Annotated in this window: 28 protein-coding genes and 1 pseudogene; 19 read left to right on the top strand and 10 right to left on the bottom strand. The window is 70.4% G+C overall.

Annotation, left to right across the window (positions count from 1 at the left end; all coding sequences use genetic code 11):
- Window positions 1-27 precede the first annotated feature (27 nt).
- From O7605_RS10840 to O7605_RS10850, 3 genes and pseudogenes are all read left to right on the top strand, one after another.
- A complete protein-coding gene (locus O7605_RS10840) occupies window positions 28-834 on the top strand; it encodes an AfsR/SARP family transcriptional regulator (RefSeq protein ID WP_269739068.1) in 807 nt (268 codons plus the stop codon).
- Between the two features lie 202 nt (window positions 835-1,036).
- Window positions 1,037-1,246, top strand: a complete 210-nt coding sequence (locus tag O7605_RS10845; protein ID WP_269739069.1) for a DUF3072 domain-containing protein — start codon at window positions 1,037-1,039, stop codon at window positions 1,244-1,246.
- 60 nt (window positions 1,247-1,306) lie between these two features.
- A pseudogene (locus O7605_RS10850) lies at window positions 1,307-1,561 on the top strand (helicase); the annotation flags it as partial.
- Here the strand turns inward: O7605_RS10850 and O7605_RS10855 are convergent.
- On the bottom strand, window positions 1,506-2,105 hold the full coding sequence (locus tag O7605_RS10855) for a TetR/AcrR family transcriptional regulator (protein ID WP_269739070.1): 600 nt from the start codon (window positions 2,103-2,105) through the stop codon (window positions 1,506-1,508). The pseudogene O7605_RS10850 and the gene O7605_RS10855 sit on opposite strands and share 56 nt — an antisense overlap.
- Before the next feature lie 72 nt (window positions 2,106-2,177).
- Here O7605_RS10855 and O7605_RS10860 point away from each other — a divergent pair, with 72 nt between their 5' ends.
- Window positions 2,178-4,154 (top strand): acyl-CoA dehydrogenase family protein, encoded by a 1,977-nt coding sequence (locus O7605_RS10860; protein WP_269739071.1) that lies wholly within the window; start codon window positions 2,178-2,180, stop codon window positions 4,152-4,154.
- A gap of 33 nt (window positions 4,155-4,187) precedes the next feature.
- On the top strand, window positions 4,188-4,868 hold the full coding sequence (locus O7605_RS10865) for a GntR family transcriptional regulator (RefSeq protein WP_269739072.1): 681 nt from the start codon (window positions 4,188-4,190) through the stop codon (window positions 4,866-4,868).
- A gap of 1 nt (window position 4,869) precedes the next feature.
- Here the strand turns inward: O7605_RS10865 and O7605_RS10870 are convergent, their stop codons facing one another.
- Window positions 4,870-5,346: a MarR family winged helix-turn-helix transcriptional regulator gene (locus O7605_RS10870; RefSeq protein ID WP_269739073.1), complete on the bottom strand. Its 477-nt coding sequence runs from the start codon at window positions 5,344-5,346 to the stop codon at window positions 4,870-4,872.
- A gap of 123 nt (window positions 5,347-5,469) precedes the next feature.
- Here O7605_RS10870 and O7605_RS10875 point away from each other — a divergent pair, with 123 nt between their 5' ends.
- The 3 genes from O7605_RS10875 to O7605_RS10885 all read left to right on the top strand — a co-directional run bounded on the left by O7605_RS10875 (window position 5,470) and on the right by O7605_RS10885 (window position 9,869).
- Window positions 5,470-6,117, top strand: coding sequence for an FMN-dependent NADH-azoreductase (locus O7605_RS10875; RefSeq protein WP_269739074.1), 648 nt, complete (start codon window positions 5,470-5,472; stop codon window positions 6,115-6,117).
- Between the two features lie 247 nt (window positions 6,118-6,364).
- Window positions 6,365-7,360: a glycosyltransferase family 2 protein gene (locus O7605_RS10880; RefSeq protein ID WP_269739075.1), complete on the top strand. Its 996-nt coding sequence runs from the start codon at window positions 6,365-6,367 to the stop codon at window positions 7,358-7,360.
- Window positions 7,353-9,869 (top strand): hypothetical protein, encoded by a 2,517-nt coding sequence (locus O7605_RS10885; RefSeq protein ID WP_269739076.1) that lies wholly within the window; start codon window positions 7,353-7,355, stop codon window positions 9,867-9,869. The genes O7605_RS10880 and O7605_RS10885 overlap by 8 nt, the downstream gene beginning before the upstream one ends.
- A gap of 80 nt (window positions 9,870-9,949) precedes the next feature.
- On the opposite strand, the gene O7605_RS10890 is transcribed toward O7605_RS10885, so the two are convergent.
- Window positions 9,950-11,524 (bottom strand): alpha/beta hydrolase, encoded by a 1,575-nt coding sequence (locus O7605_RS10890; RefSeq protein ID WP_269739077.1) that lies wholly within the window; start codon window positions 11,522-11,524, stop codon window positions 9,950-9,952.
- A gap of 510 nt (window positions 11,525-12,034) precedes the next feature.
- Here O7605_RS10890 and O7605_RS10895 point away from each other — a divergent pair.
- Complete coding sequence (locus O7605_RS10895; RefSeq protein WP_269739078.1) at window positions 12,035-12,808, top strand: hypothetical protein; 774 nt, start codon at window positions 12,035-12,037, stop codon at window positions 12,806-12,808.
- A 36-nt stretch (window positions 12,809-12,844) separates the two neighbouring features.
- Here O7605_RS10895 and O7605_RS10900 read toward each other — a convergent pair whose 3' ends face one another.
- Entirely contained in the window at window positions 12,845-13,321 is a 477-nt protein-coding gene (locus O7605_RS10900; RefSeq protein WP_269742597.1) for a GNAT family N-acetyltransferase, read from the bottom strand.
- Between the two features lie 88 nt (window positions 13,322-13,409).
- Between O7605_RS10900 and O7605_RS10905 the strand changes: the two genes are divergently transcribed.
- Window positions 13,410-13,988, top strand: a complete 579-nt coding sequence (locus O7605_RS10905; RefSeq protein ID WP_269739079.1) for a TetR/AcrR family transcriptional regulator — start codon at window positions 13,410-13,412, stop codon at window positions 13,986-13,988.
- Entirely contained in the window at window positions 13,988-15,124 is a 1,137-nt protein-coding gene (locus O7605_RS10910; RefSeq protein ID WP_269739080.1) for a GDSL-type esterase/lipase family protein, read from the top strand. The genes O7605_RS10905 and O7605_RS10910 overlap by 1 nt, the downstream gene beginning before the upstream one ends.
- Window positions 15,125-15,163: 39 nt before the next feature.
- Here O7605_RS10910 and O7605_RS10915 read toward each other — a convergent pair whose 3' ends face one another.
- On the bottom strand, window positions 15,164-15,391 hold the full coding sequence (locus tag O7605_RS10915) for a hypothetical protein (RefSeq protein WP_269739081.1): 228 nt from the start codon (window positions 15,389-15,391) through the stop codon (window positions 15,164-15,166).
- A 7-nt stretch (window positions 15,392-15,398) separates the two neighbouring features.
- On the opposite strand from O7605_RS10915, the gene O7605_RS10920 reads away from it, so the two are divergent.
- Window positions 15,399-16,277, top strand: coding sequence for a DUF5753 domain-containing protein (locus tag O7605_RS10920; RefSeq protein WP_269739082.1), 879 nt, complete (start codon window positions 15,399-15,401; stop codon window positions 16,275-16,277).
- Here O7605_RS10920 and O7605_RS10925 read toward each other — a convergent pair.
- The gene (locus tag O7605_RS10925) at window positions 16,265-17,206 is read right to left on the bottom strand and encodes an SDR family NAD(P)-dependent oxidoreductase (RefSeq protein ID WP_269739083.1); all 942 of its coding nucleotides are present in this window, start codon (window positions 17,204-17,206) and stop codon (window positions 16,265-16,267) included. The genes O7605_RS10920 and O7605_RS10925 overlap by 13 nt on opposite strands.
- Before the next feature lie 94 nt (window positions 17,207-17,300).
- Here O7605_RS10925 and O7605_RS10930 point away from each other — a divergent pair, with 94 nt between their 5' ends.
- Together O7605_RS10930 and O7605_RS10935 are read left to right on the top strand one after the other, a co-directional pair.
- On the top strand, window positions 17,301-17,975 hold the full coding sequence (locus tag O7605_RS10930) for a TetR/AcrR family transcriptional regulator (RefSeq protein WP_269739084.1): 675 nt from the start codon (window positions 17,301-17,303) through the stop codon (window positions 17,973-17,975).
- Between the two features lie 33 nt (window positions 17,976-18,008).
- A complete protein-coding gene (locus O7605_RS10935; protein ID WP_269739085.1) occupies window positions 18,009-18,815 on the top strand; it encodes a hypothetical protein in 807 nt (268 codons plus the stop codon).
- Between the two features lie 61 nt (window positions 18,816-18,876).
- Here the strand turns inward: O7605_RS10935 and O7605_RS10940 are convergent, their stop codons facing one another.
- Complete coding sequence (locus O7605_RS10940; RefSeq protein ID WP_269739086.1) at window positions 18,877-19,281, bottom strand: hypothetical protein; 405 nt, start codon at window positions 19,279-19,281, stop codon at window positions 18,877-18,879.
- Between the two features lie 127 nt (window positions 19,282-19,408).
- Here O7605_RS10940 and O7605_RS10945 point away from each other — a divergent pair, with 127 nt between their 5' ends.
- A complete protein-coding gene (locus O7605_RS10945) occupies window positions 19,409-20,104 on the top strand; it encodes a proteasome protein (RefSeq protein ID WP_269739087.1) in 696 nt (231 codons plus the stop codon).
- A gap of 96 nt (window positions 20,105-20,200) precedes the next feature.
- Complete coding sequence (locus O7605_RS10950) at window positions 20,201-20,791, top strand: DinB family protein (protein ID WP_269739088.1); 591 nt, start codon at window positions 20,201-20,203, stop codon at window positions 20,789-20,791.
- 114 nt (window positions 20,792-20,905) lie between these two features.
- On the opposite strand, the gene O7605_RS10955 is transcribed toward O7605_RS10950, so the two are convergent.
- Window positions 20,906-21,460 (bottom strand): GrpB family protein, encoded by a 555-nt coding sequence (locus tag O7605_RS10955; protein ID WP_269739089.1) that lies wholly within the window; start codon window positions 21,458-21,460, stop codon window positions 20,906-20,908.
- Between the two features lie 217 nt (window positions 21,461-21,677).
- Here O7605_RS10955 and O7605_RS10960 point away from each other — a divergent pair, with 217 nt between their 5' ends.
- Complete coding sequence (locus O7605_RS10960) at window positions 21,678-22,256, top strand: DinB family protein (protein WP_269739090.1); 579 nt, start codon at window positions 21,678-21,680, stop codon at window positions 22,254-22,256.
- A gap of 133 nt (window positions 22,257-22,389) precedes the next feature.
- On the opposite strand, the gene O7605_RS10965 is transcribed toward O7605_RS10960, so the two are convergent.
- Together O7605_RS10965 and O7605_RS10970 are read right to left on the bottom strand one after the other, a co-directional pair.
- The gene (locus O7605_RS10965) at window positions 22,390-22,956 is read right to left on the bottom strand and encodes a hypothetical protein (protein ID WP_269739091.1); all 567 of its coding nucleotides are present in this window, start codon (window positions 22,954-22,956) and stop codon (window positions 22,390-22,392) included.
- Window positions 22,957-23,676: 720 nt separating this feature from the next.
- Window positions 23,677-23,907 carry a hypothetical protein gene (locus O7605_RS10970; protein WP_269739092.1) on the bottom strand — a complete coding sequence of 77 codons (231 nt, stop codon included), beginning with the start codon at window positions 23,905-23,907 and terminating at the stop codon, window positions 23,677-23,679.
- Between the two features lie 458 nt (window positions 23,908-24,365).
- On the opposite strand from O7605_RS10970, the gene O7605_RS10975 reads away from it, so the two are divergent.
- Both O7605_RS10975 and pyrE read left to right on the top strand, forming a co-directional pair.
- Window positions 24,366-24,710 carry a hypothetical protein gene (locus O7605_RS10975; protein ID WP_269739093.1) on the top strand — a complete coding sequence of 115 codons (345 nt, stop codon included), beginning with the start codon at window positions 24,366-24,368 and terminating at the stop codon, window positions 24,708-24,710.
- Between the two features lie 111 nt (window positions 24,711-24,821).
- Window positions 24,822-25,346 (top strand): orotate phosphoribosyltransferase, encoded by a 525-nt coding sequence (pyrE, locus tag O7605_RS10980; protein ID WP_269739094.1) that lies wholly within the window; start codon window positions 24,822-24,824, stop codon window positions 25,344-25,346.
- The last annotated feature ends 719 nt before the right edge of the window (window positions 25,347-26,065 follow it).

Below are 26,065 nucleotides of genomic sequence, written 5' to 3' on the forward strand. Positions count from 1 at the left end.
CCCGACTGGGTGGGGGAGAAAACTCCGATGCCGCACGATGACCTGTCAATACTCCTGCTCGGCCCGATCCAGGCCCGCCGGGTGGACACCGATCTGTATCTGGGCACCCCACGACAACGTGAGGTGCTGGCGGTGCTGGCGATGCGCAGCGGCATGGTGATGTCCGTGGCCCAGATCGTCGACGCCATCTGGGTGGGCCGCCGACCCGACTCGGTGGAGAACATGGTGCACACCTACATCGGCCGGCTGCGCCGGGTGCTGGAACCGCCCGACCGCCGCCCGGCACTCGCCCGGGTGCTGCGCTCCACCCGTCCTGGGTACACCCTGGACGTACCGCCGGAGGCGGTGGACGTCGTCCGCTTCGAGCGTGACGTCCGGGCGGCCCGCGCCGCCCTGTCCCGGGCCGAGCTGGCGCAGTCGCTCCACCTGTTCCAGCGTGGCCTGGCGCACTGGTCCGGGCAGGCCCTGCACGAGGCCACCGGCCCGCTGGCCGAGGCCGAACGGATCCGGTTGACCGAGCTGCGTCAGAACGTGCTGGAGGAGGTGACCGGCCTCCGTCTGCTCCTGGGCGACGTGGAGGACGTGGTGGCCGAGTTGCGCTGGATGCTCGTGGAGCATCCGGTGCGGGAGCGGCTCTGGGAACTGCTGCTCGTCGCGCTCGGGCAGACCTCCCGGCGGGCGGAGGCGCTCACCGCGTTCCAGGACGCCCGGGACACCCTCGCCGACCGGCTCGGCGTCGAGCCGGGTCACCGGCTGCAGGACCTGCACCGCCGACTGCTGCGCAGCGAGCCCGTGACGGTTCGTCCGTGGTGGGAGCGGCGGGTGCCGGTCTGACGGTGCGGGTCGGCGTCTCGGTGCGCCCTGCGCCAGCGGCAGCGCCCGGCCGCAAGGGCGCCCGCTCGGCGGACGACGAAGTCCCGTCAACGGAGCCGGTAACCGATCTGGATTACCGAGGGTCTCCGGGACCGGGCCGGGAGGAATGGGTGACCACCGAGCCGGGTAATGGCACACCCGTTCGAGAGGAAGGGTGTACGAGATGACCGAGAAGCATGATCCGCAGGCCGCGGTGAAGGATCCGGACGAGTGGGTGACCGGCGACGAGCCGACGACGGCGGCGCAGGAGTCCTACCTGCGGACCCTGGCCCGCGAGGCGGGCGAGAGCGTGCCGGACGACCTCACCAAGGCCGAGGCGGCGAAGTTGATCGACCAGTTGCAGCAGCAGACCGGGCGGGGTGACCAGGGCTGATCCCGGAGGGCCACCTCCAGCTCATCCCCGGGTCAAGCCGAGGAAACCGGCGCGGTCATCGCCGCGGACGCGAGCGCCGACCCACTCGGGGCGATCCCGGTCAGCCAGGTCACGGGACTGGAGTACGACCGGGTGGTGCTGGTGGAACCCGCCGACATCGTCGCCGCCGAGCCTCGCGGCATGAGCCGGCTCTACGTGGCCCTGACCCGGGCCGTCGCCGAACTGGTCATCCTGCACACCAGGGCGCTGCCGGAGACACTCAGGTCGTTACCTCCGCGACGACCCGCCACACCTGGGCGGCGAGCCAGTCGTTGAGCTGGTCCGGCTCGACCTCGTCCCGGTGGTCGAACCACCAGATGATGCCGGCGTCGACCATGCCGACGACGCTGGCCACCACGTACGCGGGCAGGTGCGCCTCGTGCCCCGCGGCGCGCAGGTTGGCGACGGCCGCCTCGGTGATCTCGGGAACGGCGTGCGCGGTGCCGAGGCGGGCCCGGAACCGGTAGAGGTTGGGGTGGGCCACCGCCCAGCTCAACACCCGGCCGATGACGCCGTGCACCACCTCCGGCGGGGTACCCGGAGCCGACAGCGACGGGCGGATCCAGGCGCTCACCTGGCGGGCGGCGTACCGCGCCACGGCCTGATCGAGGTCGTCCTTGCTGGCGAAATGACGGTACACGTGCGGTCTGGGCAGCCCGGCCCGGTCGGCCACCGTGCCGAGCCCGGCGTCGGTGCCGTGCTCCTCGATGACGCGGACCGCGGCCTCCACGATCACCTGCCGCCGCCGGGCCCGCTCCTGCGGGATGCCACCGGCACGGCGGGCGGCGATGGTGTCCCGTTTCACCAACGCATTGCTCACCGGATCACTGTAGCGGCTCGGTACCCTTGGCTGGGTACGAGCTGTACCCAACCAGCGTCCTGCGAGGTAGCCATGCCCAGTCCCGTACCCGGCCCCGTCGACCTCACCCGCCTGCAGGACGTGCTCGACGGACCGTGGGCCGAGATCCGCAACGCGCATCGCAGGCACCTCGACGAGCGCTTCCTCCCGGTGTACGGCGAGACCGGCGACCAGGCGCGCGAGCGGGTCACCCGGCTGCTCGGCGAGCTTCCGGTGAAGCTGGGCATCGCCTCGGCCTTTCCCACCCAGTACGGCGGTGGATCCGACGTCGGCGGCTCGATCATCGCCACCGAGATGCTGGCCCAGGTGGACCTCTCGCTGATGGTCAAGGCCGGCGTGCAGTGGGGCCTGTTCGGCGGCGCGGTCGCGGCCCTGGGCACCCGTCGCCACCACGACGCCTACCTTCGGGACATCATCTCCGGCCGGATCCTGGGCTGCTTCGCGATGACCGAGACCGGGCACGGCTCCGATGTCCAGCAGCTGCGCACCACCTGCACGTACGACCCCGAAACGCAGACCTTCGACCTGCACACCCCGCACGAGGCGGCCCGCAAGGACTACATCGGCAACGCCGCCCGGGACGGGCGGATGGCGGTCGTCTTCGCGCAGTTGGTGACCAACGGGCAGCGGCATGGCGTACACGCGTGGTTGGTGCCGATCCGCGACGAGCGGGGCAACCCGCTACCCGGCGTGACCATCGGCGACGCCGGGCCCAAGGCCGGCCTGCTCGGCGTGGACAACGGGCGACTGAGCTTCGACCACGTCACGGTGCCCCGGGACATGCTGCTGGACCGTTACGGCCAGGTCGCCGAGGACGGCACGTACTCCAGCCCGATCGAGAACGACTCGCGGCGCTTCTTCACCATGCTCGGCACCCTGGTCCGGGGCCGGGTCAGTGTGGGTGGCGCCGCGTCGGCGGCCACCAAGTCGGCGTTGACCATCGCGGTCCGGTACGGCGACATCCGCCGCCAGTTCAGCACCCCCGACGCCGAGCGGGAGGTGCTGCTCAACGACTACCTGGCCCACCAGCGCAAGTTGCTGCCCGCCCTGGCCACCACCTACGCGCTGCACTTCGCCCAGGCCGAACTGGTCGCGGCGGTGCACGAGGTGCAGGGCGGAGACGGCCCGGTCGACGAGCGGCGGCAGCGGGAGTTGGAGTCCCGCGCCGCCGGGCTCAAGGCCGCGCAGACCTGGCACGCCGCGCGCACCATCCAGCTGTGTCGCGAGGCGTGCGGCGGCGCCGGCTACCTGGCCGAGAACCGGTTGCCGGGCCTGCGCGCCGACACCGACGTCTTCACCACGTTCGAAGGCGACAACACGGTCCTGCTGCAACTGGTCGCGAAGGGGCTGCTGACCGGGTACCGGGACGAGTTCGGCTCGCTGGACGGCTGGGGACGTGCCTCCTTCGTCGCCGAGCAGGTTCGGGAGATGGTGCTCGAACGCTCCGCCGCCCGGTCGCTGATCCAGCAACTGATCAGCGCCGTACCCGGCCGCGACGAGGAGGTCGCCGTCACCGACCGGGGCTGGCATCTCAAGATCTTCGACGACCGCGAGAAGCACCTGCTCGAAGGGGCGATCCGCCGTCTGCGCAACGGCGCGGCCAGCAAGCGGGACCGCCCGTTCGACATCTTCAACGACGTCCAGGACCACGTCCTCACCGCCGCCGCAGCGCACATCGACCGGATCACCCTGGAGGCGTTCGTCGCCGGCATCGAGGACACCGCGGACCCGGCGGTCCGGGCGCTACTCTCCCGCGTCTGCGACCTGTACGCCCTCAGCGTCATCGAGTCCCACAAGGGATGGCTGCTGGAGCACGGCCGACTCACCCCGGTCCGCTCGAAGGCGATCACCGCCGTGGTGAACGGCCTGCTCAAGGAGTTGCGTCCGCACATGCGAACGCTTGTGGACGGCTTCGCCATCCCGGAGACCTGGCTGCACGCCGCCGTCCTGCGCGAGGAACCCGGCCGCCAGGACACCATGACCGCCCACGACAGCACACGAGGCGGTTGACAGCCGGCGCGGTGGAAATGTGCAATATGTTGCATGCCGATTCCTGCCCGCGCCGGCGTCGTCGCCCGGTCACTGCTGCGCGACGACGCCTTCCGGGCGATCCGCGACGCGATCGTGAACGGGACGCTGGCCCCTGGTGAGCGGCTCAACGACGGCGATCTCGCCCAGTGGCTCGGGGTCAGCCGCACGCCGGTGCGCGAGGCGCTGACCCGGCTCGAGGAGGCGGGCCTGGTCCGGACGAGGCCGGGCCGTTACACCATGGTCAGCCCGCTGGACCTGCGGGCACTGCGTGGCGCCCAGTCGGTGACCACGGCGATGCACGAGCTGGCGGTGCGCGAGGCACTGCCGAACCTGTCCACCGCCGAACTGGACGCCATGCGGGCGACGAACGCCCGGTTCGCGCAGGCGCTGCGGGACGACGACGTGGACGCGGCCGTCGCGGCGGACGACGAATTCCACGGCGTCCTGGTGGGCGCCTCGGCGAACGCGGCGCTGCGGTCGGTGCTCGACCAGTTCACGCCCGCGCTGCGGCGGCTGGAACGACTCCGCTTCGCCTCGCTGAGCGGCCGTGGCTCCGTCGCGCAACACGAGCGGATCATCGCGCGGTGCGCGGCCGGTGACGTCGAGGGTGCGGTCGCCGCCACCCGCGCCAACTGGCAGACGCTGGCCCCCCTGCTGGACACGGCGATCGAGGCGGACGGGCCCGACAGCTGAGCTACCGCGGCAACTGCGCCGCCTCGTCGATCTGGTGCGTCACCCGACAGGCGACCTCCCGCAGCGCGGTGACCTGTTCCTCGGTGAGCCCGTCGATGACGAACCGGCGTACCGCCGCGACATGCCCCGGCGCCGCGGCGACCACGAGATCCCACCCGGCCCCGGTCAGCACCGCCCGGTTGTAGCGGGGGTTCTCCGGGTCGGGCTCACGACGCAGCAGACCTCGCTGCTCAAGACGCTTGACGACGTTCGACAGCCGGGACAGCGAGCTGTTGATCTGGCTGGCCAGGGCGCTGAGCCGCAGGGTGCGCCCGGGTGCCATGGACAGGCCGCTGAGCACGAAGTAGTCGAACAGCGTGAGGTTGTGGTCGCGTAGCAGTTGCGCGTCGAGCGCGCCGGGCAGCTTGAACATGAGGCTGGCCAGGGCGAGCCAGGCCTCGCGCTCGCACTCGTTCAACCACCGGGGTTCCTCCGGCATGCTGCCCAGCCTAGCCGCCGACCGCGCGGCGGGAGGTGAGCCATCTCGCATTCACTTCAACCTTGAACCTCACTGCCCCTATCGTCGACTTCAAGCTTGAACCCAACCTATCTTGGAGTTGTCGTGACCCTGTTCCGACTGGACGCCAGCATCCGTACCCACGGGTCCGCGAGTCGCGAGATCGCGGACATCGTCGAAGCGGAGTGGCTCGCCGCTCACCCCGGTGACCCGATCGAACGTCGCCACATCGGCGTCGACGCGCTGCCCGCCACCGCCTGGGCGGCAGCGGTCGCCGCCGGGACGACCGCGCCCGAGGAGCACACCGCCGAGCAGCGCGCGGCCGTCGCCCTCGCCGCGACCCTGGTGGACGAGCTGCTCGCCGCCGACGCCATCCTGTTCGCCGTGCCGCTGTACAACTACGGCGTCTCACAGCACTTCAAGACCTACGTCGACCTGGTCAGCACCGACCAGCGCGCATTCGGCAAGCCGTTCCTCGCCGGCAAGCGGGTCGTGCTGGTCACGGTCCGGGGCGGAGCGTACGGGGGTGGCACCCCCCGGGAGGGCTGGGACCACGCCACGCCGTACCTGCGCCGGATCATCGCCGACTGCTGGGGAGCCGACCTCACCGTCGTCGAACGCGAGTTCACCCTCGTCGGCGTCAACCCCGCCCTCGACTCGTTCGCCGACCAGGCCGCGAAGATGCACGCCGAGGCCCTGCAGGCCGCCCGGGAGGCCGGTCGCGCCCTCGGCGCCGTTCCGGCCCCCGCCTGAGCCGGCCGGCGAGAACCTGCCGGGCGTCCGTGCCGCACACCGACGGTGTGCGGCACGGAACGACCGCCCGGCCCGGCCCGACATGACGGCCCGACCATCCACGCGGCAGGCGGGATTCGCCGGCCGTTAACGCCAGCGCCGGGCGGGAGTCAACTTCCCGGGGAAGGGTGACCGCTTGCTCGCTTTGTGCGGGCGCTCCTGAAGTGGACTCTGCGTGGGACGGGGCCGGCAGACAATGCGATCCGACGTGACCGGAGAGACGACCCTGTCCGTGGTCGTGCCGATGTACAACGAGGAGGCCGTGATCGACGGCCTCGTCGCCCGGCTCCGGCCGGTGCTCGACGACCTGCACGTCGACTACGAGGTGGTGGCCGTCGACGACGGCAGCCGAGACGCGACGGTGGCGCTGCTCACCGCGCAGGCACGGGACTGGCCGCAGCTGCGCGTCGTCCGGTTGCGACGCAACAGCGGCCATCAGGCGGCGCTGACCGCCGGCCTGCACCGGGCCCGCGGGCGGTGGGTGGTCAGCCTCGACGCCGATCTCCAGGATCCACCGGAGACGATCGCCGAGATGTTGCGGTTGGCGCGGGCGGGCGCCGCCGTGGTGTACGGGGTACGCGCCGACCGGAGCACCGACACCTTCTTCAAGCGGCACACCGCGCGGATCTACTACCGGCTGATGCGGCGGATCGTCGGCGCGGAGGTGCCGGCCCAGGCGGGCGACTTCCGGATGGTCAGCCGGGAGGTGGTGCAGACGCTGCGTCGGCTGCCGGAACGCAACCCGGTCTACCGGCTGCTGATCCCGGCCCTCGGCTTCCCCAGCGCCGAGGTCCGCTACGTACGCGAGGCCCGGCACGCCGGCCAGACGAAGTACCCACTGCCCCGGATGATCGCGCTGGCCTGGGACAGCGTCGCGAACTTCTCCGCCGCGCCGTTGCGGCTGGCCACCTGGCTGGGCACGGGTAGCTTCCTGGCCTGCCTGCTACTGATGGCCTTCGGCGTCGTCGGGCACCTGCGCGGGGTGACCATCCCCGGCTGGACGTCCCTGTTCGTCGCGGTGCTGCTGCTCGGCGGGGTCCAGTTGGTCTGCCTGGGCCTGCTCGGTGAGTACGTCGGCCGGATCTACGCCGCCGTGCAGAACCGGCCGACCTTCCACGTCGGGTCCGACACCGCCGACGACCGGCCCACCGGGGCCGAGCACCGGACGGCCGACGCACGTCCGGTCGCTGCCGTCCGTGGCTGAGTCACCGCTGCCCGCCGCCCACTCGCAACCGTCCGCCGTGTCCACGGCGGCACCGCCCGGTCGGGGACCGGCGGGGCCGGATCCGGCACCCGCGCAGGCCACGGCGGCACCGAGGGCCGACGCGGCCGCACCCGCCCGTGGCCCGGACGCGCTACGTCGGTCCGCCACGCTGCTGCCCTGGCTGGTCGTGCTCGCCGTGCTGCCGATCGTGTGGTGGGACGGCGGCATCCCGGTGGCCGAGGTCGGGGCGTTCGGGGCCTACTGGACGTTGGCGGTGGTGCTGCCGGGGACACTGGTGCACCGGGCGTTGCGCGGCAGCCGGGGCAACCTGCCCGAGGATCTCGGCTACGGCGCGGCCACCGGCCTGCTGCTCGAACTGGCCGCCTGGGCGCTCGCCGCCGGCACCGGAGGCCAGCACCTGCTGCGCTGGTGGCCGCTGCCGGTGGTCGTGGTCTTCCTGGCGGTGCCCCGGCTGCGCCGGCACTGGCGCACCGGATCCGGCCGGCGGCTACCACTGGCCTGGCACTGGGCGATCTGCGCGGTGCTGCTGCTCATCGCCGTGTGGGGATACGCCAACTGGCGGTCGTTGCCGCTGCCTCCGGCGGACTACGCCTACTACCAGGATCTGCTCTACCACCTCGGACTGGTGCACGAACTCACCCGGGACATGCCCTTCCAGCTGCCACACCTGGCCGGGGAGCCGCTGCGCTACCACTACCTGTCCGACGCGCACATCGCCAGCGCCAGCATGATCACCGGCGTGCCGCCGTCCACGGTGCTGCTGCACCTGTGGGTGGTGCCGGTCGCCTGGGTCGCCGCGCTGGTCGCCGCCGCGCTGGTCCGCGAACTGGCCGGACCGTGGTGGGTCGGTCCGCTGGCCGCCGCCGTGGGGTATCTCGGCGCCTCACCCACGTTCGGCTCGCCGCTGGACATTCCGTGGACCCGCGCGCTGTCGTACGGCAGTCTCTCTCAGACGTACGCGCTGCCGCTGCTGATGCTGCTCGCCGCCGTCTGTGTCCAGGTGCTGCGCGGGCGGGCCCTCGGCCCGGCCTGGGTACTGGTTCCGGCGCTCGGCCTGGCCTGCGCGGGTGCCAAGTCCAGCGCCCTGCCGCCCCTGATCGCCGGCCTCGGGCTCGCCGCGCTGGCCGCCTGGATCCGCCGTCGTCGGGTGCCGTGGCGGGTGTTCGCGGTGCTGGCATCGCTGGTCGCCGCCATGGCCGTCGGCTACCGGCTGTTCGCCGGTGGCGGCGCGGGCACCCTGCGGGCCCAGCCTCTCGGGCTGATCCGGCTCCTGGTGCCCTATCAGCAGACCTACGGTGCGGACGAAGGCGCCCAGTTCGGCGGGCTGCTGCCGCCGGGCCTGGCCGAGGCGGACGGGACGGCCGCGTGGCTGCTCGCGGCGGCTCTGGTCGGCTCGTGGCTGCTGCGGCAGACACCCCGACTGGCTGGCGGGCTGCTGCTGGCCACACCGGCCCGACGCGATCCGGTCGCCTGGTTGTTCACCGGTGCGGTCGCCGCCGGCCTCACGGTGGCCTGGCTGACCTACCACCCCTCCGCCAGCCAGATCTACTTCTGGCTACCCGTCATCCCGTTCGGTGCGCTGCTCGCCTGCTGGCTGCTCGCCCGGATCCCGGTACGGTGGCCGGTGCTCGTGGCCACCGGTCTCCTCGGCCTGCTCGCCCAACTGCTCGCCCCACCACTCGGGTCGCCGCCCGCGCTGACCCGGGCGGAGCGGGCCGTCGAGTCGGTACGCGTCGCCAACGCCAACGACTGGATGACGACGCTCGGCTGGTCGGCTGCCCGGTACGCCGCCCTGATCGGCCTGGCCGCACTGCTCGCCGTCGCGGTGGAGGCGCTGCTCCTCACCTGGCCCCGGGCCGCCGTCACCGCCCGCCGCGCCGCCCTGGTTCGCCGGCTGGGCCGCCCGGCGCGGGCCACGCTGCTCGGCAGGTCGGCGCTGGCCGGGACGGTCACGGCACTGCTCGGTGCCAGCATCGCCACCGGAGTGGAGATTCCGGTGCGGCACCTGCTCGCCAACGCAGACCCGCTCGGCACCGTCAACCAGCAGCTCGTGGTGTCCGAGAACGAGATGCGGGCCGCACTCTGGCTGCGGAAGCACACCGACCCCGACGACCGGGTCGCCACCAACGTGCACTGCCGACCCGTACGCACCACGCCGAACTGCGACGCCCGCGCCTACTGGGTCACCGGCCTGGGCGGCCGGCGCGCGCTGGTCGAGAGTTGGGCGTACGCCGACGATGTCGTCGCCGCCCACGGCCGCGACGGACACGGCTATCCCCGACAACCCGCACCCGACCCGGCGCTGTTCGCCCTCAACGAACGGGTCTTCACCGATCCGACCCCCACCGACCTGGCCCGGCTCCGCGACAACCACGGGGTGCGCTGGTTGCTCGCCGACACCAACGCCGGACCGGTCTCCGCGGACCTGGCCCGGCTCGCCCCGGTCCGATACACCGCCGGCCCGGTCACCATCCACGAACTGCCCTGACGCCTTCCGGCCTCGGTGCACCGACCGGGTCGGGGGTGGCTGGCCCGCCTCGGCGAACCGACCACCCCCGACCCGACAGCTCAGAACAGCCAGGTCGGCAGCGGCGGGGCACCGCGCAGCGGCACCGGCGGCTGGGCGGCGGGGCCGGACTCCTGGCTCGGCGCCCGACCACGGGCCGACGTCGTGCCCGGCGGCGGGGCGGCGGCACAACGGGTACCCTCCGCCGGCACGACCCGGTCGATCAGGTACGTCTCGATGGCCCCGTCAGCGCAGCTCACGCGGCCGTACACGATGTGTCCCCAGCCCTCGTAGGTGAGCAGTTCGGCGTGGTCACCGAACTGGTCGGCGGCACCGAGCGCCCAGTTGTAGCCGGTCGCCGGATCGTGCAGCGAGTTGACCAGCAGCAGTTTCGACCCGTTCGTCGGGTTGATCCGCCGCTGCGGGTTGTTCGCCGGGGTCGGCCAGCCCAGGCAGATCGCGCCGACCGACGCCCGGGGCGGGTTCGGCAGGTCCGGTGCGGCGCGCTGGGCCTCGGCGAGGATGGACCGCCACTGGGTGACGTCCCGCGCCTTCAGGTTCCAGTCCTGGCAGAGCACCGCCTGGTACGCGAAGGGCACCACGATCGGCGGCTCGTCGGCGACCTCCCGGGCCGCCGTCGCCGACGTCCCCCACGGCCATCCCGCGTCGACCCGCTCCAGCTCGGCGGCGATCTCCAGCCAGTACGGCTGGTAGTTGAGATTGCCCAACACAAAGTTGACCAGATCCCGCTGGGTGATCTTGTAGCTGTGGTCGTCCGGATCCGGCAGTTCGCCCCGGGCGGCGCGGTCGAGCAGCCGCTGCCAGAACTGGCGGATGTCGCGGCCGTACAGGGCACACTGCGGCAACCGGGAGCAGCCCGCCACGAACTCGTTGAACGAATCCTGCCCGGTGGCCGCCTGGGTGACGGCGAACCCACGCGCGTCCTGGCTGTGATCCATCACGCTGTCGGCCACAATGGCGCCGACGCGGTCCGGATACATTTCCGCGTACTGCTGGGCCATCAAGGTGCCGTATGACATTCCGAGAAAGTTCAGCTTGGCGTCACCGACGGCCGCACGTATCGCGTCGATGTCCTGGATCACCTGGAGCGTGTCCACGTGATCGAATACCGGCCCACTGTTGGCGCGGCAGTCGTCGGCCAACGCCCGGCTCGCCGAGACCATCCGGGAAAATGCGCTGGATGTTTTGATCGGCTCGACCGGCAAATCGTTGATCCGGTCGAGAGTACACATGATCGGTGAACTGCGGGCCACCCCGCGTGGATCGAATCCGACGATGTCGAAATGACGACGCAGTTCGTCGCCGTAGCTGGCCCACAGCGCCGAGTCGACACCGGAGCCGCCCGGACCGCCCGGGTTCACCAGCAGCGACCCCCGGCGCACCGCCGGATCCGTCGCCGGCCGCTTGGCCAGCGCCAACTCGATGGTCGGCCCGCCCGGATCGGCCCAGTCGACCGGAACCTCCAGGGTGCCGCACAGGGCGCCTGCGTCCTGCTCGCACGGCATCCACGCCACATCCCCGGTCGGGGATGCGAACCCGGACGACGGGGCGAGCGGCGCCAGCACCACCCCCACAGTGACCCCGGCGAGCAATCGCCGGATCAGTTTTCTGCGCATGCTCCCACTCCCAGATCGTTTTCCGGCTTTCCGCCGGCCGGTGCTGAACGTAGCGAACACGCCACGGCGCGGGGTTACCGGAGAATGTCGTCGCCACTACCATTCAGATCGCGACCTGAATGACCGGAATGACAGGACCCGGGAGCGCTCCCACGGATCGCTCGTGAATGGCGAGGTCAGGCCGGATAAATGGGGTGTCGCGACCGGTGACCCGGCGCCCGCCCGACGATTGTCAACATGGCGGAGGTCACAGGTGGCGGCGATGTTCGCGCTAACATCAGAGGCACTCCCTCGCAACGCCCGGTCAAATTGCGTGACGGATTGGAAACCACGGATTCACGTACTCGAACGGCCGGGAGCCCGCACCCCGACCTCGGTCGCCCGACATACGGTCGGGTACCGCGATCCGCCAGTCCCGGTGGCTCTGTGCCGGGCGGGACACGCCGACCGGTTGTTTTGCTGGGCGCGTCGATGGGCAGGAGGCCACAATCCGACGGTGGAGGCGACGCGATGAGCCAGCACATGCACCAGGAGGCAGGGCGGACACGCCTGGCGAGAAGAGCGCTGGCGCTGCCACTGCTCGGCGCCCTCGCGGTCGCCGCCGGCTGCGGGGGCGCCGACACCGGCGAGCCGGACTCGACCGCCACCCCACCACCGTCGGCGTCGAGCGTCGCGACCGAGCCGGCCACGGCCACCCCCACGGCCGACGCGACGGTGGTCATCCCGAAGTCGGCCTTCCTCGAACTGCCCGCGGAGTTGCGGAAGCTGCCGCCGCGCACGATGCCCGTCGCCGACGCGGTACCCGAGTTGTGCGACGACGGGTTCGGCACCGGCGGTCGGTCGGTCACCGCCAGCGCCGCGATGATGACCGGCTACCGGCAGCCCGGCGACCCGCCCTCCAACGTGCCGTACGGCACGATCGCACAGACGATCTTCACCTTCTCCGATGACGGCGCGGCGGACTACCTCCGGCGGCTCCGGGCGACCCTCGCCGACTGCGCCTCCTTCACCATCGGCAACGGCGACACCGTGCGGGTCCGCAGCGAGCCGTTGCCCGACGCCGGCGACGAGGGACTGCTCGTCGTCCAGGTACGGCCGGCGCGGAACCTGCCGGGCGACCTCGTCGAGGGCGAGACGACGACCACGCAGGTCGCCGTGGTACGGGTGGCCGACGCGGTGACCCTGCTGCACGACGAGGGATGGGAAGGCACCAGCGGCGACCCCGCTCTGGTGGACGACTTCGTGCGGGCGGCGGTGGACGCCCTCGACACCTGGCAGCGCTGAGCCCCGGAGCAGCCGGCGCCGAGCCGCCGGGAGCTGTCAGTCGATGCCACGGAGTCGACGGCGCATGATCCACGTCGACGCCGTGCCCTCCCCGGTCACGGCGCCGGTACCCGGGTCGATCGCGCGCCAGCGGTGCCGGTGCGGCCGGACGATCACGTAGCCCAACCTCGCGTAGAACGAGACGGCGGCCTCGTCGTCGACGTCCACGTCGAGACTCATGGCGTCGGCCCCCCGGGCCGCACCGGCCGCTTCACCGGCTTCGACGAGCGCCCGTCCGATGCCACGGCGACGGGCCGACGCGACCACCGCCAGCCCGTACAGCCATGGGTTCGGTGGGTCGCAGCCGTCCCGCCACCGGACGCTCACCACGCCCACCACGCGATCGGCGGCCACGGCGACGAGCATCTCCTCCGCGCCGCGCCGGGCGGCCTGGAGCCGCACCTCGACGCGGTCCCGCGACCCCGCCATCTCCCCCAGCCCGTCCAGGTCGGTGTCCAGCGCGGCTCGAATCATCACCCGGATGACCGTACCGGGGTGCGTCCCGCCGGCCACCGAACCTAAAGCAATTAGGTTCGGGGCTACAGGGTGTAGGGTGGTGGGCATGGCACGCGCGAACCTGACCCGGGCGGTCGTCACCACCGCGGCGGCGGAGCTGGCCGACCGGGAGGGATTCGAGGCGATCACCCTGTCGGCGCTCGCCCGCCACTTCGGGGTGCAGACCGCGAGTCTCTACTCACACGTCCGCGACCGGTCGGCACTGCTCGACAGCGTCCACGAACTGGCCCTCGGTGAGCTGGCCGACCGGATCGCCGTGGCCATCGGTGGCCGGGCACAGCGCGACGCGCTCACCGCCCTCGCCGACGCGCACCGTGACTACGCCCGCCAGTGCCCCGGCCGGTGGGCCGCCCTGCAACGGCCGGCGGCGGCATCGACGGTGCGGTCGGACGCGGCCGGCCGACTGGTCGCGCTGACCCTGGCGATGCTCCGTGGCTACCGGCTGCCGGAGACCGAACTCGTCCACGCCACCCGGCTGCTCGGCGCGACCATCAACGGCTTCCTGGCGCTCGAGGTCAACGGCAGCTTCGGGCACCGCGAACCCGCCTCCGACGTCTCCTGGCAGCGAGCGTTGAGCGCGCTCGACACCGCCTTCCGCGCCTGGCCCACCGAAGGGAACCACTGATGCCCGTCTCCTCCGACCTTCTCCGCGGCGTCGCCGAGACCGAGGTGACCCCGCGCGGCATCCGGCCACACCGGCTGCCGGCCTGGGTACGGCAGCAGTTCCCGGACGGTCAGCTGCTCGCGATGGAGAGCCAGCCGTCCGGCGTACGCCTCGTCTTCCGGACGGCGGCGAGCACGCTCGACCTGGTGACCCACCCGACCCGGATCACCTACCTGGGCGCCGAGCGACCGCGTGGCCGCATCGACGTCTATGTCGACGGCGTCCTCGCCCTCCGCGACCCGCTCGGCGGCGGCGACCGGGTGGAGGTCGACCTCACCAGCGGCCAGAGCGTCTTCCATCCCGGGACGGCGCACACGACAAGTGTCTCCGGGCTGCCCGCCGGCCGGCACCGGATCGAGGTCTGGCTGCCGCACAACGAGAGCGTCGAACTTGTCGACCTGCGGGCGGACGCCCCGATCGAGCCGGACGACGCCACCCTGCCGCTGTGGGTACACCACGGCAGCTCCATCAGTCACGGGTCGAACGCCGTCGCATCCAGCGAGACCTGGCCGGCCGTCGCCGCCCGCCGGGCCGGCGTCGAGTTGCGCAACCTCGGGCTGGGCGGCAGCGCGTTCGTCGACCCGTTCCTGGCCCGCGTGATCCGCGACGCCCCCGCCGACTACATAAGCGTCAAGCTCGGCATCAACGTGGTGAACCTCGACGGGATGCGGCTACGCACCTTCGTCCCCGCCGTCCACGGCTTCCTCGACACCATCCGCGACGGCCACCCGGACGTCCCGCTGCTGCTGATCTCGCCGCTGTTCTGCGGCATCCACGAGGACACCCCCGGACCGGGCGCGATCGACCCCGACTCGATCGGCACCGACCAGGTGCGTTTCGTCGCGACCGGAACGCCCGGGGACGTCGCGCTGGGACGCCTGACGCTCCAGGTCATCCGGCGTGAGCTGCGCTCGCTGGCCGAGCGGCGCGCCGCCGACAAGAACCTGCACTACCTCGACGGCACCACCCTGTACGGTCCAACCGACGCCGTCGACCTTCCGCTACCGGACGGCCTGCACCCGAGCCCCGAGGCCCACCAACGGATCGGCACCCGTTTCGCCGAGTACGCCTTCACTCCGGACGGCCCGTTCGCGTAGGTGTCGCCACACCGCAAACAGCCATAGGCAATCTGCCAGCTAGCAACCTTGGGCGATTTTTTTTACTGCGCCCGGGTTGTCCAGGCGCAGCATGCCAACCGTCCCGAGGGCCGCGCCGGCCACCAGCCAGCAGATCTGGGCAGCCGACAGCTGCTCGTCGGCGGTGGCGAGCCCGACGGTCGCCGTGCCAGCCACGATCGCCACGGCACCCGCCAACGCCGGCACGTCAAAGCGCCGAGTGCGTCGGTTGCCGGAACGGTCGACCATGTCTTCCATGATGCCCGATCGCCACCACCCTGACCACGCCCTGGATCAGGAGGAACCAACGCCCGCGGTGGCACGTTGGCTGATCCGCACCCGCCTCCGCCGGCTGCGCGAGCGACGCCTGCTCACTCAGGATCAGGTGGCCAATGAGATGGATTGGTCGCTGTCCAAGGTCATCCGCATCGAGAGCGGCGCTATCGGGGTCAGCGCCATCGACATGCGTGCGCTGCTCGCCCTCTACCGCGTCGACGACCGGGCGCAGCTCGACGAACTGTGGCGGCTCGCGCTCATCGCACGCTCCCGGCACGACCGGCGGATCTTCCACATGCCGTCGTCGGTCCGTACGATGTTCGAGCAGGTCGCCCACTTCGAACGATCCGCGACCACCATCGACGTCTACGCCGCCACGTGGATTCCCGACCTCCTGCAGACCCGCGAGTACGCCGCCGCGCTCGCACCCGTCCGACTCGGCGACCAGGTCGTGACGGACGACGTGGCCACCTCCGTGATCCAGCGTCAGGAATGGTTGGTCCGTCGCACCGGACACGTCCGGACGACCTTCCTGATCCAGGAGGCGGTGCTGCACCGCCAGGTCGGCGGCGCCTCGGTGCTGGCCACCCAACTACGGCGGCTGGCGGCGGCACCATCGGTCCGCATCATCCCCCGCACCGCCGCCGCCCGATTCGTCGCCGCACCGTCCTTCGCCGTCATGACGATCGGCGACCACGGAAGCCTCGCCTTCGTGTACGGCTTCGACGGCAGCATTCAGCTCGTCGAGGAGCCCGACCGGCTCGCGCAACTCCAGAGTGCGCTGTCCCAGGCCAGCGAGTTCGCCACCGATGCCGCCACGTCGTCACGGCTCATCGCCGAGGCAGGTCAGGAGCGGTAGTCGGCGGGAGAGACGTTCTGCCTGGGCTCGACGACGGGGAACGTGACTCCGGTGAGGTCTTCGGAGACGGCCCACAGCCGCTGCTGGACGGTCACCTCGTACGACTCCGGGCTGGAGGTGACCAGCCGGGGGTGGCCCATGACCTCGCCGTGTCCACCGGGACCGTAGTACTGGCCGCCGAGCACGGCGGGATCGGTGGCGGCGCGCAGGGTCGGCAGCGCGCCCATCGCCGGTGTCTGGGTGATCAGCGGTGCGAGCCAGGTGAGCGGAATCCGGAGCGCTGCGGGGCTGTTACGGGCAAGTTCGGTGCTGGACACGCCGGGGTGCGCGGCCACCGCGACCGTGGTGCCGTGCGGGGCGAGCCGGCGCTGCAACTCGTAGGTGAACATCAGGTTCGCCAGCTTGGACTGGCCGTAGGCGGCGACCCGGCCGTACGACCGCTCCCAGTGCAGGTCGTCGAAGTGGATCGCGGCCCGGATGCGGTGACCGACGCTGCTGACCGTCACCACCCGGGAATTGGGCACCGGCAGCATCAGGTCGAGCAGCAGGCCGGTCAGCGCGAAGTGGCCAAGGTGGTTGGTGCCGAACTGCATCTCGAAGCCGTCCCGGGTGGTCTGCTTCGGGGTGTACATCACGCCGGCGTTGTTGATCAGCAGGTCGAGCCGGTCGAACCGGGAGCGCAGTGCCGCCGCCGCGGTCCGCACGGAGTCGAGCGAGGTCAGGTCCAGTTCCTGCACGGTCACGTCGCCGGTCATCCGGGCCGCCGCCCGCTCACCCTTGCCGACATCGCGGACGGCGAGCACCACGGCCGACCCGCGCTCGGCGAGCGCCTTCGCGGTCTCGTACCCCAGCCCGGTGTTGGCCCCGGTCACCACGGCCACCCGCCCGCGCTGGTCCGGAACGTTCGCCGTCGTCCACTTCTCGCCCATGCCAGTCTCCCTTTACGTACCGGAGGTATCTTGTACCCACGACGCTAAAGTACTATCGGTACGTTGTCAACGTACCGGCGGTACGTAAGCTAGGATGGCGATCGTGACATTCCAGCGGGCGCGTACCGAGGAGCAGCGGGAGATTCGCCGACGGGCGATCCTCGACGCAGCGTCGGCGATGCTCGACGAGATGCCGGTGGCCGCGGTCACGCTCAACGAACTCAGCCGCCGGGCGGGTCTGGCAAAGCCGAACGTGCTGCGCTATTTCGAGTCCCGCGAGGCGGTGCTGCTGGAACTGCTGGACCGCTTCCTGGCGGAGTGGCTGGCCGACCTCACAGCCGCGCTGACCAACGGCATCGACGCGAAGCTACCCATGGCCGAGCGGGCGGTAGCGGTGGCCGAGATCCTCAGCCGCTCACTCTCCGGTCGCGTGGTGCTGTGCGACCTCTTCGGCGCGCAGGGCAGCGTCCTGGAACACAACGTCTCCGTCGAGGTCGCCATTCGCCACAAGCGCGCCTCCCTGGCCCACCTGGCCACCATGGCCGAACTGATCCAGCGGCAGCTGCCGGAGCTGGACGAGAACGTGGAGCTGTTCGGCCTGCAAACGCTGGTCATGGCCGGCTCGCTGGCGGCGTACGCCACTCCCCCACCCAGCCTGGAGGCGGCCTACCAGGCCGAACCAAGCCTTGCCCGCTTCCACCTGGAGTTGGAGGACGCCTTGAAGCTGGCCCTGACCGCGACCCTGCTGGGCGTGCTACCCCGCCGCTGATCGTGGCATGACCGGATCGGACATCATCAACGCGTGGGTGACCTTTTGATCAACCTGCTGGCGAGCGTCATCGCCGGTACGGCCGTCTGGCTCTCGGGGTTCCTGTTACGTCGGCGCAAGCTGAACCGGACCCGGGCCTTCTTCGGCCTCGCCGCCGGAGCGAGCTGCCTGCTGGTGGTGTCCCGGCACGCCTCGTCGCCGCGCGAGTTCAGCGTGCACCGCCGCGACGTCGCCGCGCTCGTGGAACTGGCGACCATCGCCCGCGAATGCGGCGCCCGTGCGGACCGGGTCGGCGAGAACCAACCGACCGGGGAGATCGGCCGGCTGACCGAGTTCTGCGTCGGCGGCCCCGGCGGCGCGAGCCCGCGCAGCGTCACCCACGTACGCGCGATCCTCCGCGGCGTGACGTACGAGGTCTTCGACGAGGAGAAGCGTCGACTGTCGTTCACCGTCGGGGGCACCGAATACGTCTACAGTCCACAGACAAGCTACGCCCTGCTCGCCCGCTTCTGGGGGCCGGTCGGTGGACGCCCCGTGTTCTTCATCGGTGGCCTGACCGCCGGCAGCAACCTCGCCGGCGCCCGCTACCTGGCCCGGTACCACCCCGAGTTGTACCGGCGGTTCGGCGCCGACCGGCCGTTCGCACTGGTGCTGCGAATCGTCGAGCCCGCCGCGTACGGCACCGATTTCACCGAGCTGGCCGCCGACGTCACCGATGTGGCCTTCCAGCCGGGACCGCAGCCTGGTGTCATCGACTCGGCCGGGACACCGCCGTCGACGAACTCGGACGACGGAGATCCACCCCGGACACTCCAGCCGGGCGTCTCGCCGGTGCAGTAGGACAAGCGGAAGCCGTGCGCGCCGGGGCATCTGGAGCCCAGCCCCGAAGTGATCCAGCCGGCTAACCGATCGGCGAGACCGACGCGTGGCTCTTCGGGCATTGCCAGCAGGCAACCCCGTCAACGAGGGCTGCGTTCGGAGGGTGCGAGTGGCCGGGCAGACATCCGGGCCAGGCAGTGTCGCCCTCATCGAACTCTTCCTCCTGCAGCAGGTCGGCCAGCTCGACAACCGCCAGCTCCAGCTCGCCGGTCACCCGGAGGCTGCCCACGCTGCCCCGGTGCGCCTGTCCACGCCTGCCGTAGCACACAAGCAGGACGTCGAGGGTGTCCAGGTACACCCCGATCGGCTGGATGACGGCGCCCCGCCGGGCGAAGTCCCGCGCCACCCGGCGCACCGCGCGCTCGTAACACTCCAGAGCGCCCAACACCAGCTCGTCATCCACGTCGCCGTCCGGCACGGTCTCCATCGCCTCGATCCACTCCGCGCTACGCCCAACGCTACCGACCTACCTCACCGGCGCCGGTCGGGGTGTAGGCAGGCGGATTGACGGGTACCTCGCGCCCCAACCCCGCACCCCCGCCCAGGAGGATCCCATGACCGTCGTACTCGCCGTTGTCTGCAGCGACGGGGTGGTGATCGGCGCGGACTCCCAGATCACCGACAGCGACCGTGGCCTGAGCTTCCCCGCCCGGAAGCTGCACCCACTGGGCTCCTGCGCCGCCTGGGGCGGCAGCGGCGCGCGGGGAGTACTCAACGACCTGCGGCCCCTCCTTGAGGACTCGGCCACCGCCATCCTCGAAGCACCCGACATCGGCGACGAGTTGCAGGAGCGCGTCCTGCCCGTCTTCAAGAAGCACTACGAGAACTACATCCCGGACGTGCCCGGCGAGGGCGACGGCGGTGGGGTGTCTTCGTACCTGCTCGCCGCCGGCTACAGCCAGGGCGCGCCGTGGATCGTGGAGATCAACCCCAACGGGCTCATCGGCCGTTACGAGGACGTCGGCTTCCACGCCATCGGCTCCGGGGCGCCAATGGCCCAGCAGGCCGGCGCGCTGCTGTCCCACCTCCGGTTGACCAGGCGCACCGTCGAGTACGGCGTGGTCGGCGTGATCCGGGTGCTGGAGGCGCTGGACCTGACCTCGCCGTCGGTCGGCGGGCCGTTCAACGTCGCGTGCATCCGCGAGGAGGGCGCCCACCACCTCGACGAGAAGGAGATCGCCAAGGCACTGAAGGACGCCCGGCGCTGGCGCGACCTCGAACAGGAAGCGCTCGACCGGCTGTTCGACTGACGCGAAGCGGGCGACGGCGACGACCCGCACGGACCGGGCGTACGGCAGACATGCGCCCGGCGTCCGCCAGGTCTCCGTTGTACGTAGGGTGCGGAAGTGGCAAGAGGCGAGCGGCTCTCGGAGCAGTTGGACTGGTACTGGCGCAAGAACCTGCGGCCGCGGCTCGAGGGTCTTACCGACGAGGAGTACTTCTGGGAGCCGGTGCGGGGCTGCTGGAGTCTCCGTCCACGGGGCACGTCGGCCGCGCCGATGTCGGACGATGCGGTCGAGTGGACGATGGACCAGGTGACCCATGGCCCGGTGCCGGCGCCGGTGACCACGATTGCCTGGCGGCTGGCGCACGTCATCGTCTCGTGTCTGGGCTATCGCGTCGGATGGTACTTCGGCGGCCAGCACGTCGACTCCGAGACATTCGCCTACGCGGGAACCGCCGACGAGGCACTGGAACAGCTCGATGAGATGTATGGGAGATGGCACGCGGGGGTTCGCGACCTGTCGGACGCTGACCTGGACAATCCACCCACGCTGGGTCCCGAGCGCTTTCCCATGGAGAACAGGATCCTGCACGTCAACAGGGAGCTGATCCATCATGGCGCCGAGATCTGCCTGCTGCGCGACCTCTACCGCTGGCAGGACCCTGTCGCTGCCGTGTCAGGCGGCGATCATGATGCGGTCGCCGATGCGTAGCAGGCCCTCGCGGTGGACGGCATCTGCTGTGGGTGGATCCGTCCCGGGAACTGGTCCTCACCTCCCATTGGACCGAGAATCCGCTCGGCCTCATCCGTCGGGTGTCGGAGGCCGTCACGGGTTCCGGGGGTAACTGACGGTCGGCGCTTGCGTCCTGTCGCGCACGCCGAGGACCTCGTTGACGAAGTCGTCCTTGTTGCGGGCGTAGGCCGTCAGGTCGGCGCCGTGAGCTTGCGCGAGATCGCGCTTGAGTTGCTCGTACCGGGACCGGTAGTCCGCCCGGCACCGGAGCGCATCGCGGAAGGCGACCCGCCGCAGCCAGAGCAGGGAGGTCGGCTCGGTGAGATGAAGCTGGTGGGTACGTTCCCACCAGTTGTCGGTCTCCGGCTTGAAGAAGTAGTGCGCCTCCTCCGGACGGTGCACGCCGTTGCGGTAACCAAGAGCGGTCACCACCTCGATGGCGGCTGCCGCCGCGGACAGACTCCGCACCGGTGCCATCATGTCGATGATCGGCTTCGCTGCCAGACCGGGAACCGACGTGGAGCCAATGTGCTCAACCGGCCCGACCAGCCACTGTCCCAGAGCGGCTTCGAGGCTGACCCGCTCCTGCTCGAACAGCACAGCCCACCGCGGGTCGTACGGGCTGAGGACAACCGGTGCCTGCTTCACGACAACTGCCTTTCAGTGCGACTAGCTGTGGACGGCGGGAGTCTCTACAAGATCGGGGCAGTTCAGTCTCGACGTGGGCGGTAAACGGAGAGCCGACTCTCATCGGTCGGACGGACAGTAGCGGTAACCAGTGTTCACGCGGCTGCCACAGCGCTGCGGTCCAGCACGCGGGCGTACCGGGCATCGCGGCCGGCGCGGCGGTGAGATCCTGGGCGGCATGACGGACCTCGACGCCAAGGCGAATCTCCATCGGTACCTGCGGGAGGCGCGCGAGGCGTTGCTCGGCAAGCTCGACGGGCTGTCGGAGTACGACGTACGGCGCCCGCTCGTGCCGACCGGGACGAACCTCCTCGGGCTGGTCAAGCACGTGGCCTCGGTGACCGCCGGGTATTTCGGCGAGGTGTTCGACCGCCCCTTTCCCGAACCCGTCGCGGGCCTGAACGAGGAGGCCGAACCGAACGTGGACATGTGGGCCACAGCCGACGAGTCCCGCGACGACATCATCGGCCTGTGGCACCGAGCTTGGGCACACGCCGACGCCACGATCGAGGCGCTCTCGATCGACGCGCCCGGCTCGGTGCGATGGTGGGAACACACGCCGGTGACGCTTCACCACATCCTCGTGCACGTGCTCGCCGAGGTGAACCGGCACGCCGGGCACGCCGACATCGTGCGCGAACTGGTCGACGGCCAGGTCGGCTGGCGGAAGCCCGGCGACAACGTGGTCGAGGGCGACGAGGCGTGGTGGGCCGCCTACCGCGAGAGGCTCGAATCCACCGCACGGAAGTTCGCCTGAGGACGCGTCTTCGCGCAGAAAGCAGCGAGATCAACGCTGAGCGAGTAGTAGGCAGACGGCCACCGCACCGGCTTTGAACCACGCGACCGATACGCGGACCCCGCACCCTGTTCGTGATCGCCGGTTGTGCGGCCTACTGGTACGTCAGCGGCAGATACCGCTCCCGGCCGCTCTGCTCAGTCGTCTGCGTGAACCCGGCCGCCTCCAGGATCGCAGCGAACTTGGCCCGTCGGCGTCGACGAATGGAGACCAGAAACAGGGTGACAGACATCAGCGCCGCCCAGGCGACGGCGGCGATAGCCGCGGCGGCGGTGGGGGACGTCCCACCCAGCCCGAGCCACACACCGAGGATCGCGCACAGCACGGTGAGGACGACATAGAGGAACCACGTTCGCTGCTTGTCGTCGTTCCAGCCTTCCAGGTCGTAGCTGATACGGGCCTTGAACAGATCCAGCACGTCGGCGGGCACGGGGGGCAGTGCGCCCCCGGTGGAAGCATCCGGGTACTGCACTCGGTTCCGCTCGGCCCTTTCGCGGGCCTGCGGACGGGGGTCGGGTACGAGGAACAGCTGCGGTCCGTTGCGGTGTCGCTGCCGTGTGTCCGTGTACGCGTAACCGAATTGCTCGGCAATAGCGGCCATATAGGCGAGTGAGCGCAACGTGGCCACCTGCTCGACCTCCACCGGCTGCCCGCTGGCCATCTTCCGCAACATCTTCCGCACGTGCCGCTGTCCCACCAGCGATCCCCCATCACATCGTTGATCAGACTTGCACAGCCTCTCGTCCGGGACGGGCCGGAGGTCCATCCACCAGTGCCACGGTCCCGGTTGAGCGATGCCACCGTAGCGGGTTCGAGCCATACCGCAGGGAAGCGGGCCGCCGCTCGGCCCCCACGTCAAGCGGGCCTTGACGGGTCGTACGGGCGCTGCCGGAACAGACCGGGTCGGCTCTCGTGTCACGGCTTACCCCCGGCGGACACCGCCACAGTGGCACAGTTGACCCAACCTCGCCCGGCACGAACGAGGCTCCCAGGGTCGGACCGCTGCTCAGGCAGCAGAAAGGCCACCTCCCGGAGCTGGGAAGTGGCCTGAGCTGCGTGGGCGATACTGGGATCGAACCAGTGACCTCTTCGGTGTGAAGCAGGACGCGGCACCCACCGCGACCTACAGAAACGAGAACCCGCAGGTCGTGGTGGGTGCAGTTAAGTGCCATTCGATGCCGTTGGGCGCGGTTCAGAGCCGTTGAACGCGCCCGACTGCTCCCACGTTGCTCCCCGATCCCCGGTGGTCGACCGCGTCGTCGGCCGGCCCGTCTTCACGCGTAGCTTCGGCGCGGCTCCCAAGGAACAACGCCGAGACTGACGGGTACTCAGCGTGACCAGCGTGCTGAGGTACCACGCGCACCGTCGGTGGCAGATGTGCTCACCGTGTAGTGGTCGTTCGGTCACGGTTCTCGGGCGGGTAGTGCTTGCGGAGGTCGGAGGTCGTCATCCGGTCGAGCATCTTGTCGGGGAGGATGCGGGAGGCCCGGATGAGGAGGGTAGCCGTTGCGCCGATGGTGTAACGGGTGCGGGGCCTGGCGTCGGTCACTGCTTTGGCGATCCTCGTCGCGGCGATGTCGGAGGTCACGCCGGCCTTGGTGAACGCCGCCACGTGGGAGGGTATTGCCTGCATCAGAGTGCCGTAGAGAACATCGTCGTCTCCTCGCAGAGGCCGCAGGCAAAGTCGTATCAGCGGCCTGGCTGGTCATGCTCCCCGGTACGGAGGTCGCCACCCTGTGGGGCGGCTCGATCCTCAGACATTGGCGAGGCAAGGACATCTACCGCGCGCTGGTCGCCCGCCGCGCGCAGATCGCCGCCGACCAGGGCATCACCTACCTCCTGGTCGACTCCTCCAAGGACAGCCGACCCTCCTCCAACGCCTGGGTCTACAACCGTTCACGACCACCACTCCATCGGTATGGAGCCCGACCACCCGAGCGAGCGTCACAGGGCAGATGGCCAACGGCGCACCATCGGCGGCAGCTTCGTGCATCTGCTGGCCGAGGTGCGACCAGTGGCGAAGCCGGGCAGGTCAGCAGGGACGCTTCCACGGTCGCTAATGTCGTCATCGTGAGTGATCATTACGGTGGCGCTTGGACGCTGCACCGACGCGACGACGGCGGGGTACTTGCTGAGCTCGTGGTGACCGGTGGCGACTTCCCGTGGTTGAACGCTCGTGTCGACCCGAGAGAAGGACTGGCGGAGCTTCGGCCGCTGTTCGCCGAGGAACTGCGGCTGCTCGACGGCATCGATGAGGATGTCGAGTCCTGGGAGCACGCGTACGAGACCGTCCGGAACGCCGTCACGCTTCGGTACCCGGATGGCCAGGAGGTTCCTGAGTTTCTTCTCCACCTTGACGGCGACGAGGCGTGGTGGCGGTGGAGTGACGAGCCGTTCGACGAGCAGAATGTCTAACCCGCCCGCTCGCTCGGCGGCCAGCTGCGCGTACACGTTGAGGGGCTCAGGACGACGATGCTGCCACCGGCGCGGTGTTCCCGATCCAGGCCCGGATGCGAGGCTGAGCGGGTGACCTACCCGCTCGCGCGCCGCGTCTACGACACCTGCCATCTGACCGGACGGTTCCGGCTGCGCTCCGGGCAGGTCAGCGAGGAGTACTTCGACAAGTACCTGTTCGAGGCAGAGCCGGATCTGTTGCGCGAGGTCGCGCAGGCGATGGTGGCGCTGCTGCCGGAGTGCGACGTGTTGGCGGGGATGGAGATGGGCGGCATCCCCCTCGCCACCGTGATGTCACAACTGACCGGGCTGCCCACGGTCTTCGTACGAAAGCATGCCAAGGAGTACGGCACCAGCAAGGTCGCCGAAGGCGGTCCCGTGAACGGGCGGCGGGTCGTTCTGATCGAAGACGTCGTGACCACCGGAGGCGCCCTGCTGGCGTCGTGCGGACAGCTGCGCGCCATCGGCGCCCAGGTGGACACCGTGGTCTGCGCCATCGACCGTGAACAAGGCGGTCGCGAGAACCTGGCAGCCGAGGCGCTACAACTCCACGCCGCCCTCACCCGTCACGATCTGGAAGCCTCCCAGATGACGTGACAACTCCGGCGCCGGCTCGATGCGCGGCAGGAGCACGTACCTTGACCCTGAACGGACATCGATGGTATCTGCGTGCCCTCCGCGCTCCAGCCCATGCCCAGACAGGTGTTATGAGGTGATTGTCAGGGCGTGCATGCCGCCGACAAAGCTGGTTCACCGCTCAACATGACGGGCATTGATCACCAGTCGCGCCACTCGCCAGCTGCTTCATCGACGCCACGGCGCTCCAACAACGCCTCGACGTCGATGCCTGCCTCAGCGAGTACTCACCGACGACGACCGCCGCCGGCCTGGCCGGCGACCGCGACACCGGTGTCGCCAGCCTCGGAAAACCGTGGAGTTAGGGCACGGTCGAAGGCCAGGTCAAAACCACATCAAAACGATCAAGCGACAGATGTACGGTCGCGCAAACCTAGACCTCCTCCGCCGACTCGGTCGTTTGCGCGTGACACCACAAGGCATCAGAGAGTTAGGCGCTGCGTCCACGGCTCGGTGCGGAACCGCCCGGCGCAGCGCCTCGGCGACGTCGACCAGCCGCTGGTGCGTCGCTGCCATGGCTGCCCGTCGAAGTGTCCGAGCCAGCCGTCACGTTCCGTCCGTAGCCATTGCCGGGCCTGCTCGACGCCGCGCGGCGCAACCGGGTCCCGCCCAGGCTTCGGCGGATTGCCCCACCCGGGGTCGAACCACCGTGCTGCGGCGGCGGTGTCCAGGTACCAGTC

Origin of the sequence: Verrucosispora sp. WMMA2121, from assembly GCF_027460185.1 — a bacterium.
GTDB classification, from domain to species: Bacteria; Actinomycetota; Actinomycetes; order Mycobacteriales; family Micromonosporaceae; genus Micromonospora; species Micromonospora palythoicola.

What these genes read in the sequence shown, in the direction of transcription:
- O7605_RS10865 (WP_269739072.1), top strand. Translation starts at nt 4,188, where the DNA reads ATGCCGATTCCTGCCCGCGCCGGCGTCGTCGCCCGGTCACTGCTGCGC.
- O7605_RS10890 (WP_269739077.1), bottom strand. Translation starts at nt 11,524, where the DNA reads ATGCGCAGAAAACTGATCCGGCGATTGCTCGCCGGGGTCACTGTGGGG.
- O7605_RS10925 (WP_269739083.1), bottom strand. Translation starts at nt 17,206, where the DNA reads ATGGGCGAGAAGTGGACGACGGCGAACGTTCCGGACCAGCGCGGGCGG.
- O7605_RS10910 (WP_269739080.1), top strand. Translation starts at nt 13,988, where the DNA reads ATGCCCGTCTCCTCCGACCTTCTCCGCGGCGTCGCCGAGACCGAGGTG.
- O7605_RS10945 (WP_269739087.1), top strand. Translation starts at nt 19,409, where the DNA reads ATGACCGTCGTACTCGCCGTTGTCTGCAGCGACGGGGTGGTGATCGGC.
- O7605_RS10965 (WP_269739091.1), bottom strand. Translation starts at nt 22,956, where the DNA reads ATGGCCAGCGGGCAGCCGGTGGAGGTCGAGCAGGTGGCCACGTTGCGC.
- O7605_RS10930 (WP_269739084.1), top strand. Translation starts at nt 17,301, where the DNA reads ATGGCGATCGTGACATTCCAGCGGGCGCGTACCGAGGAGCAGCGGGAG.
- O7605_RS10900 (WP_269742597.1), bottom strand. Translation starts at nt 13,321, where the DNA reads ATGATTCGAGCCGCGCTGGACACCGACCTGGACGGGCTGGGGGAGATG.
- O7605_RS10940 (WP_269739086.1), bottom strand. Translation starts at nt 19,281, where the DNA reads ATGGAGACCGTGCCGGACGGCGACGTGGATGACGAGCTGGTGTTGGGC.
- O7605_RS10870 (WP_269739073.1), bottom strand. Translation starts at nt 5,346, where the DNA reads ATGCCGGAGGAACCCCGGTGGTTGAACGAGTGCGAGCGCGAGGCCTGG.
- O7605_RS10960 (WP_269739090.1), top strand. Translation starts at nt 21,678, where the DNA reads ATGACGGACCTCGACGCCAAGGCGAATCTCCATCGGTACCTGCGGGAG.
- O7605_RS10845 (WP_269739069.1), top strand. Translation starts at nt 1,037, where the DNA reads ATGACCGAGAAGCATGATCCGCAGGCCGCGGTGAAGGATCCGGACGAG.
- O7605_RS10915 (WP_269739081.1), bottom strand. Translation starts at nt 15,391, where the DNA reads ATGGTCGACCGTTCCGGCAACCGACGCACTCGGCGCTTTGACGTGCCG.
- O7605_RS10905 (WP_269739079.1), top strand. Translation starts at nt 13,410, where the DNA reads ATGGCACGCGCGAACCTGACCCGGGCGGTCGTCACCACCGCGGCGGCG.
- O7605_RS10860 (WP_269739071.1), top strand. Translation starts at nt 2,178, where the DNA reads ATGCCCAGTCCCGTACCCGGCCCCGTCGACCTCACCCGCCTGCAGGAC.
- O7605_RS10895 (WP_269739078.1), top strand. Translation starts at nt 12,035, where the DNA reads ATGAGCCAGCACATGCACCAGGAGGCAGGGCGGACACGCCTGGCGAGA.
- O7605_RS10840 (WP_269739068.1), top strand. Translation starts at nt 28, where the DNA reads ATGCCGCACGATGACCTGTCAATACTCCTGCTCGGCCCGATCCAGGCC.
- O7605_RS10920 (WP_269739082.1), top strand. Translation starts at nt 15,399, where the DNA reads ATGATGCCCGATCGCCACCACCCTGACCACGCCCTGGATCAGGAGGAA.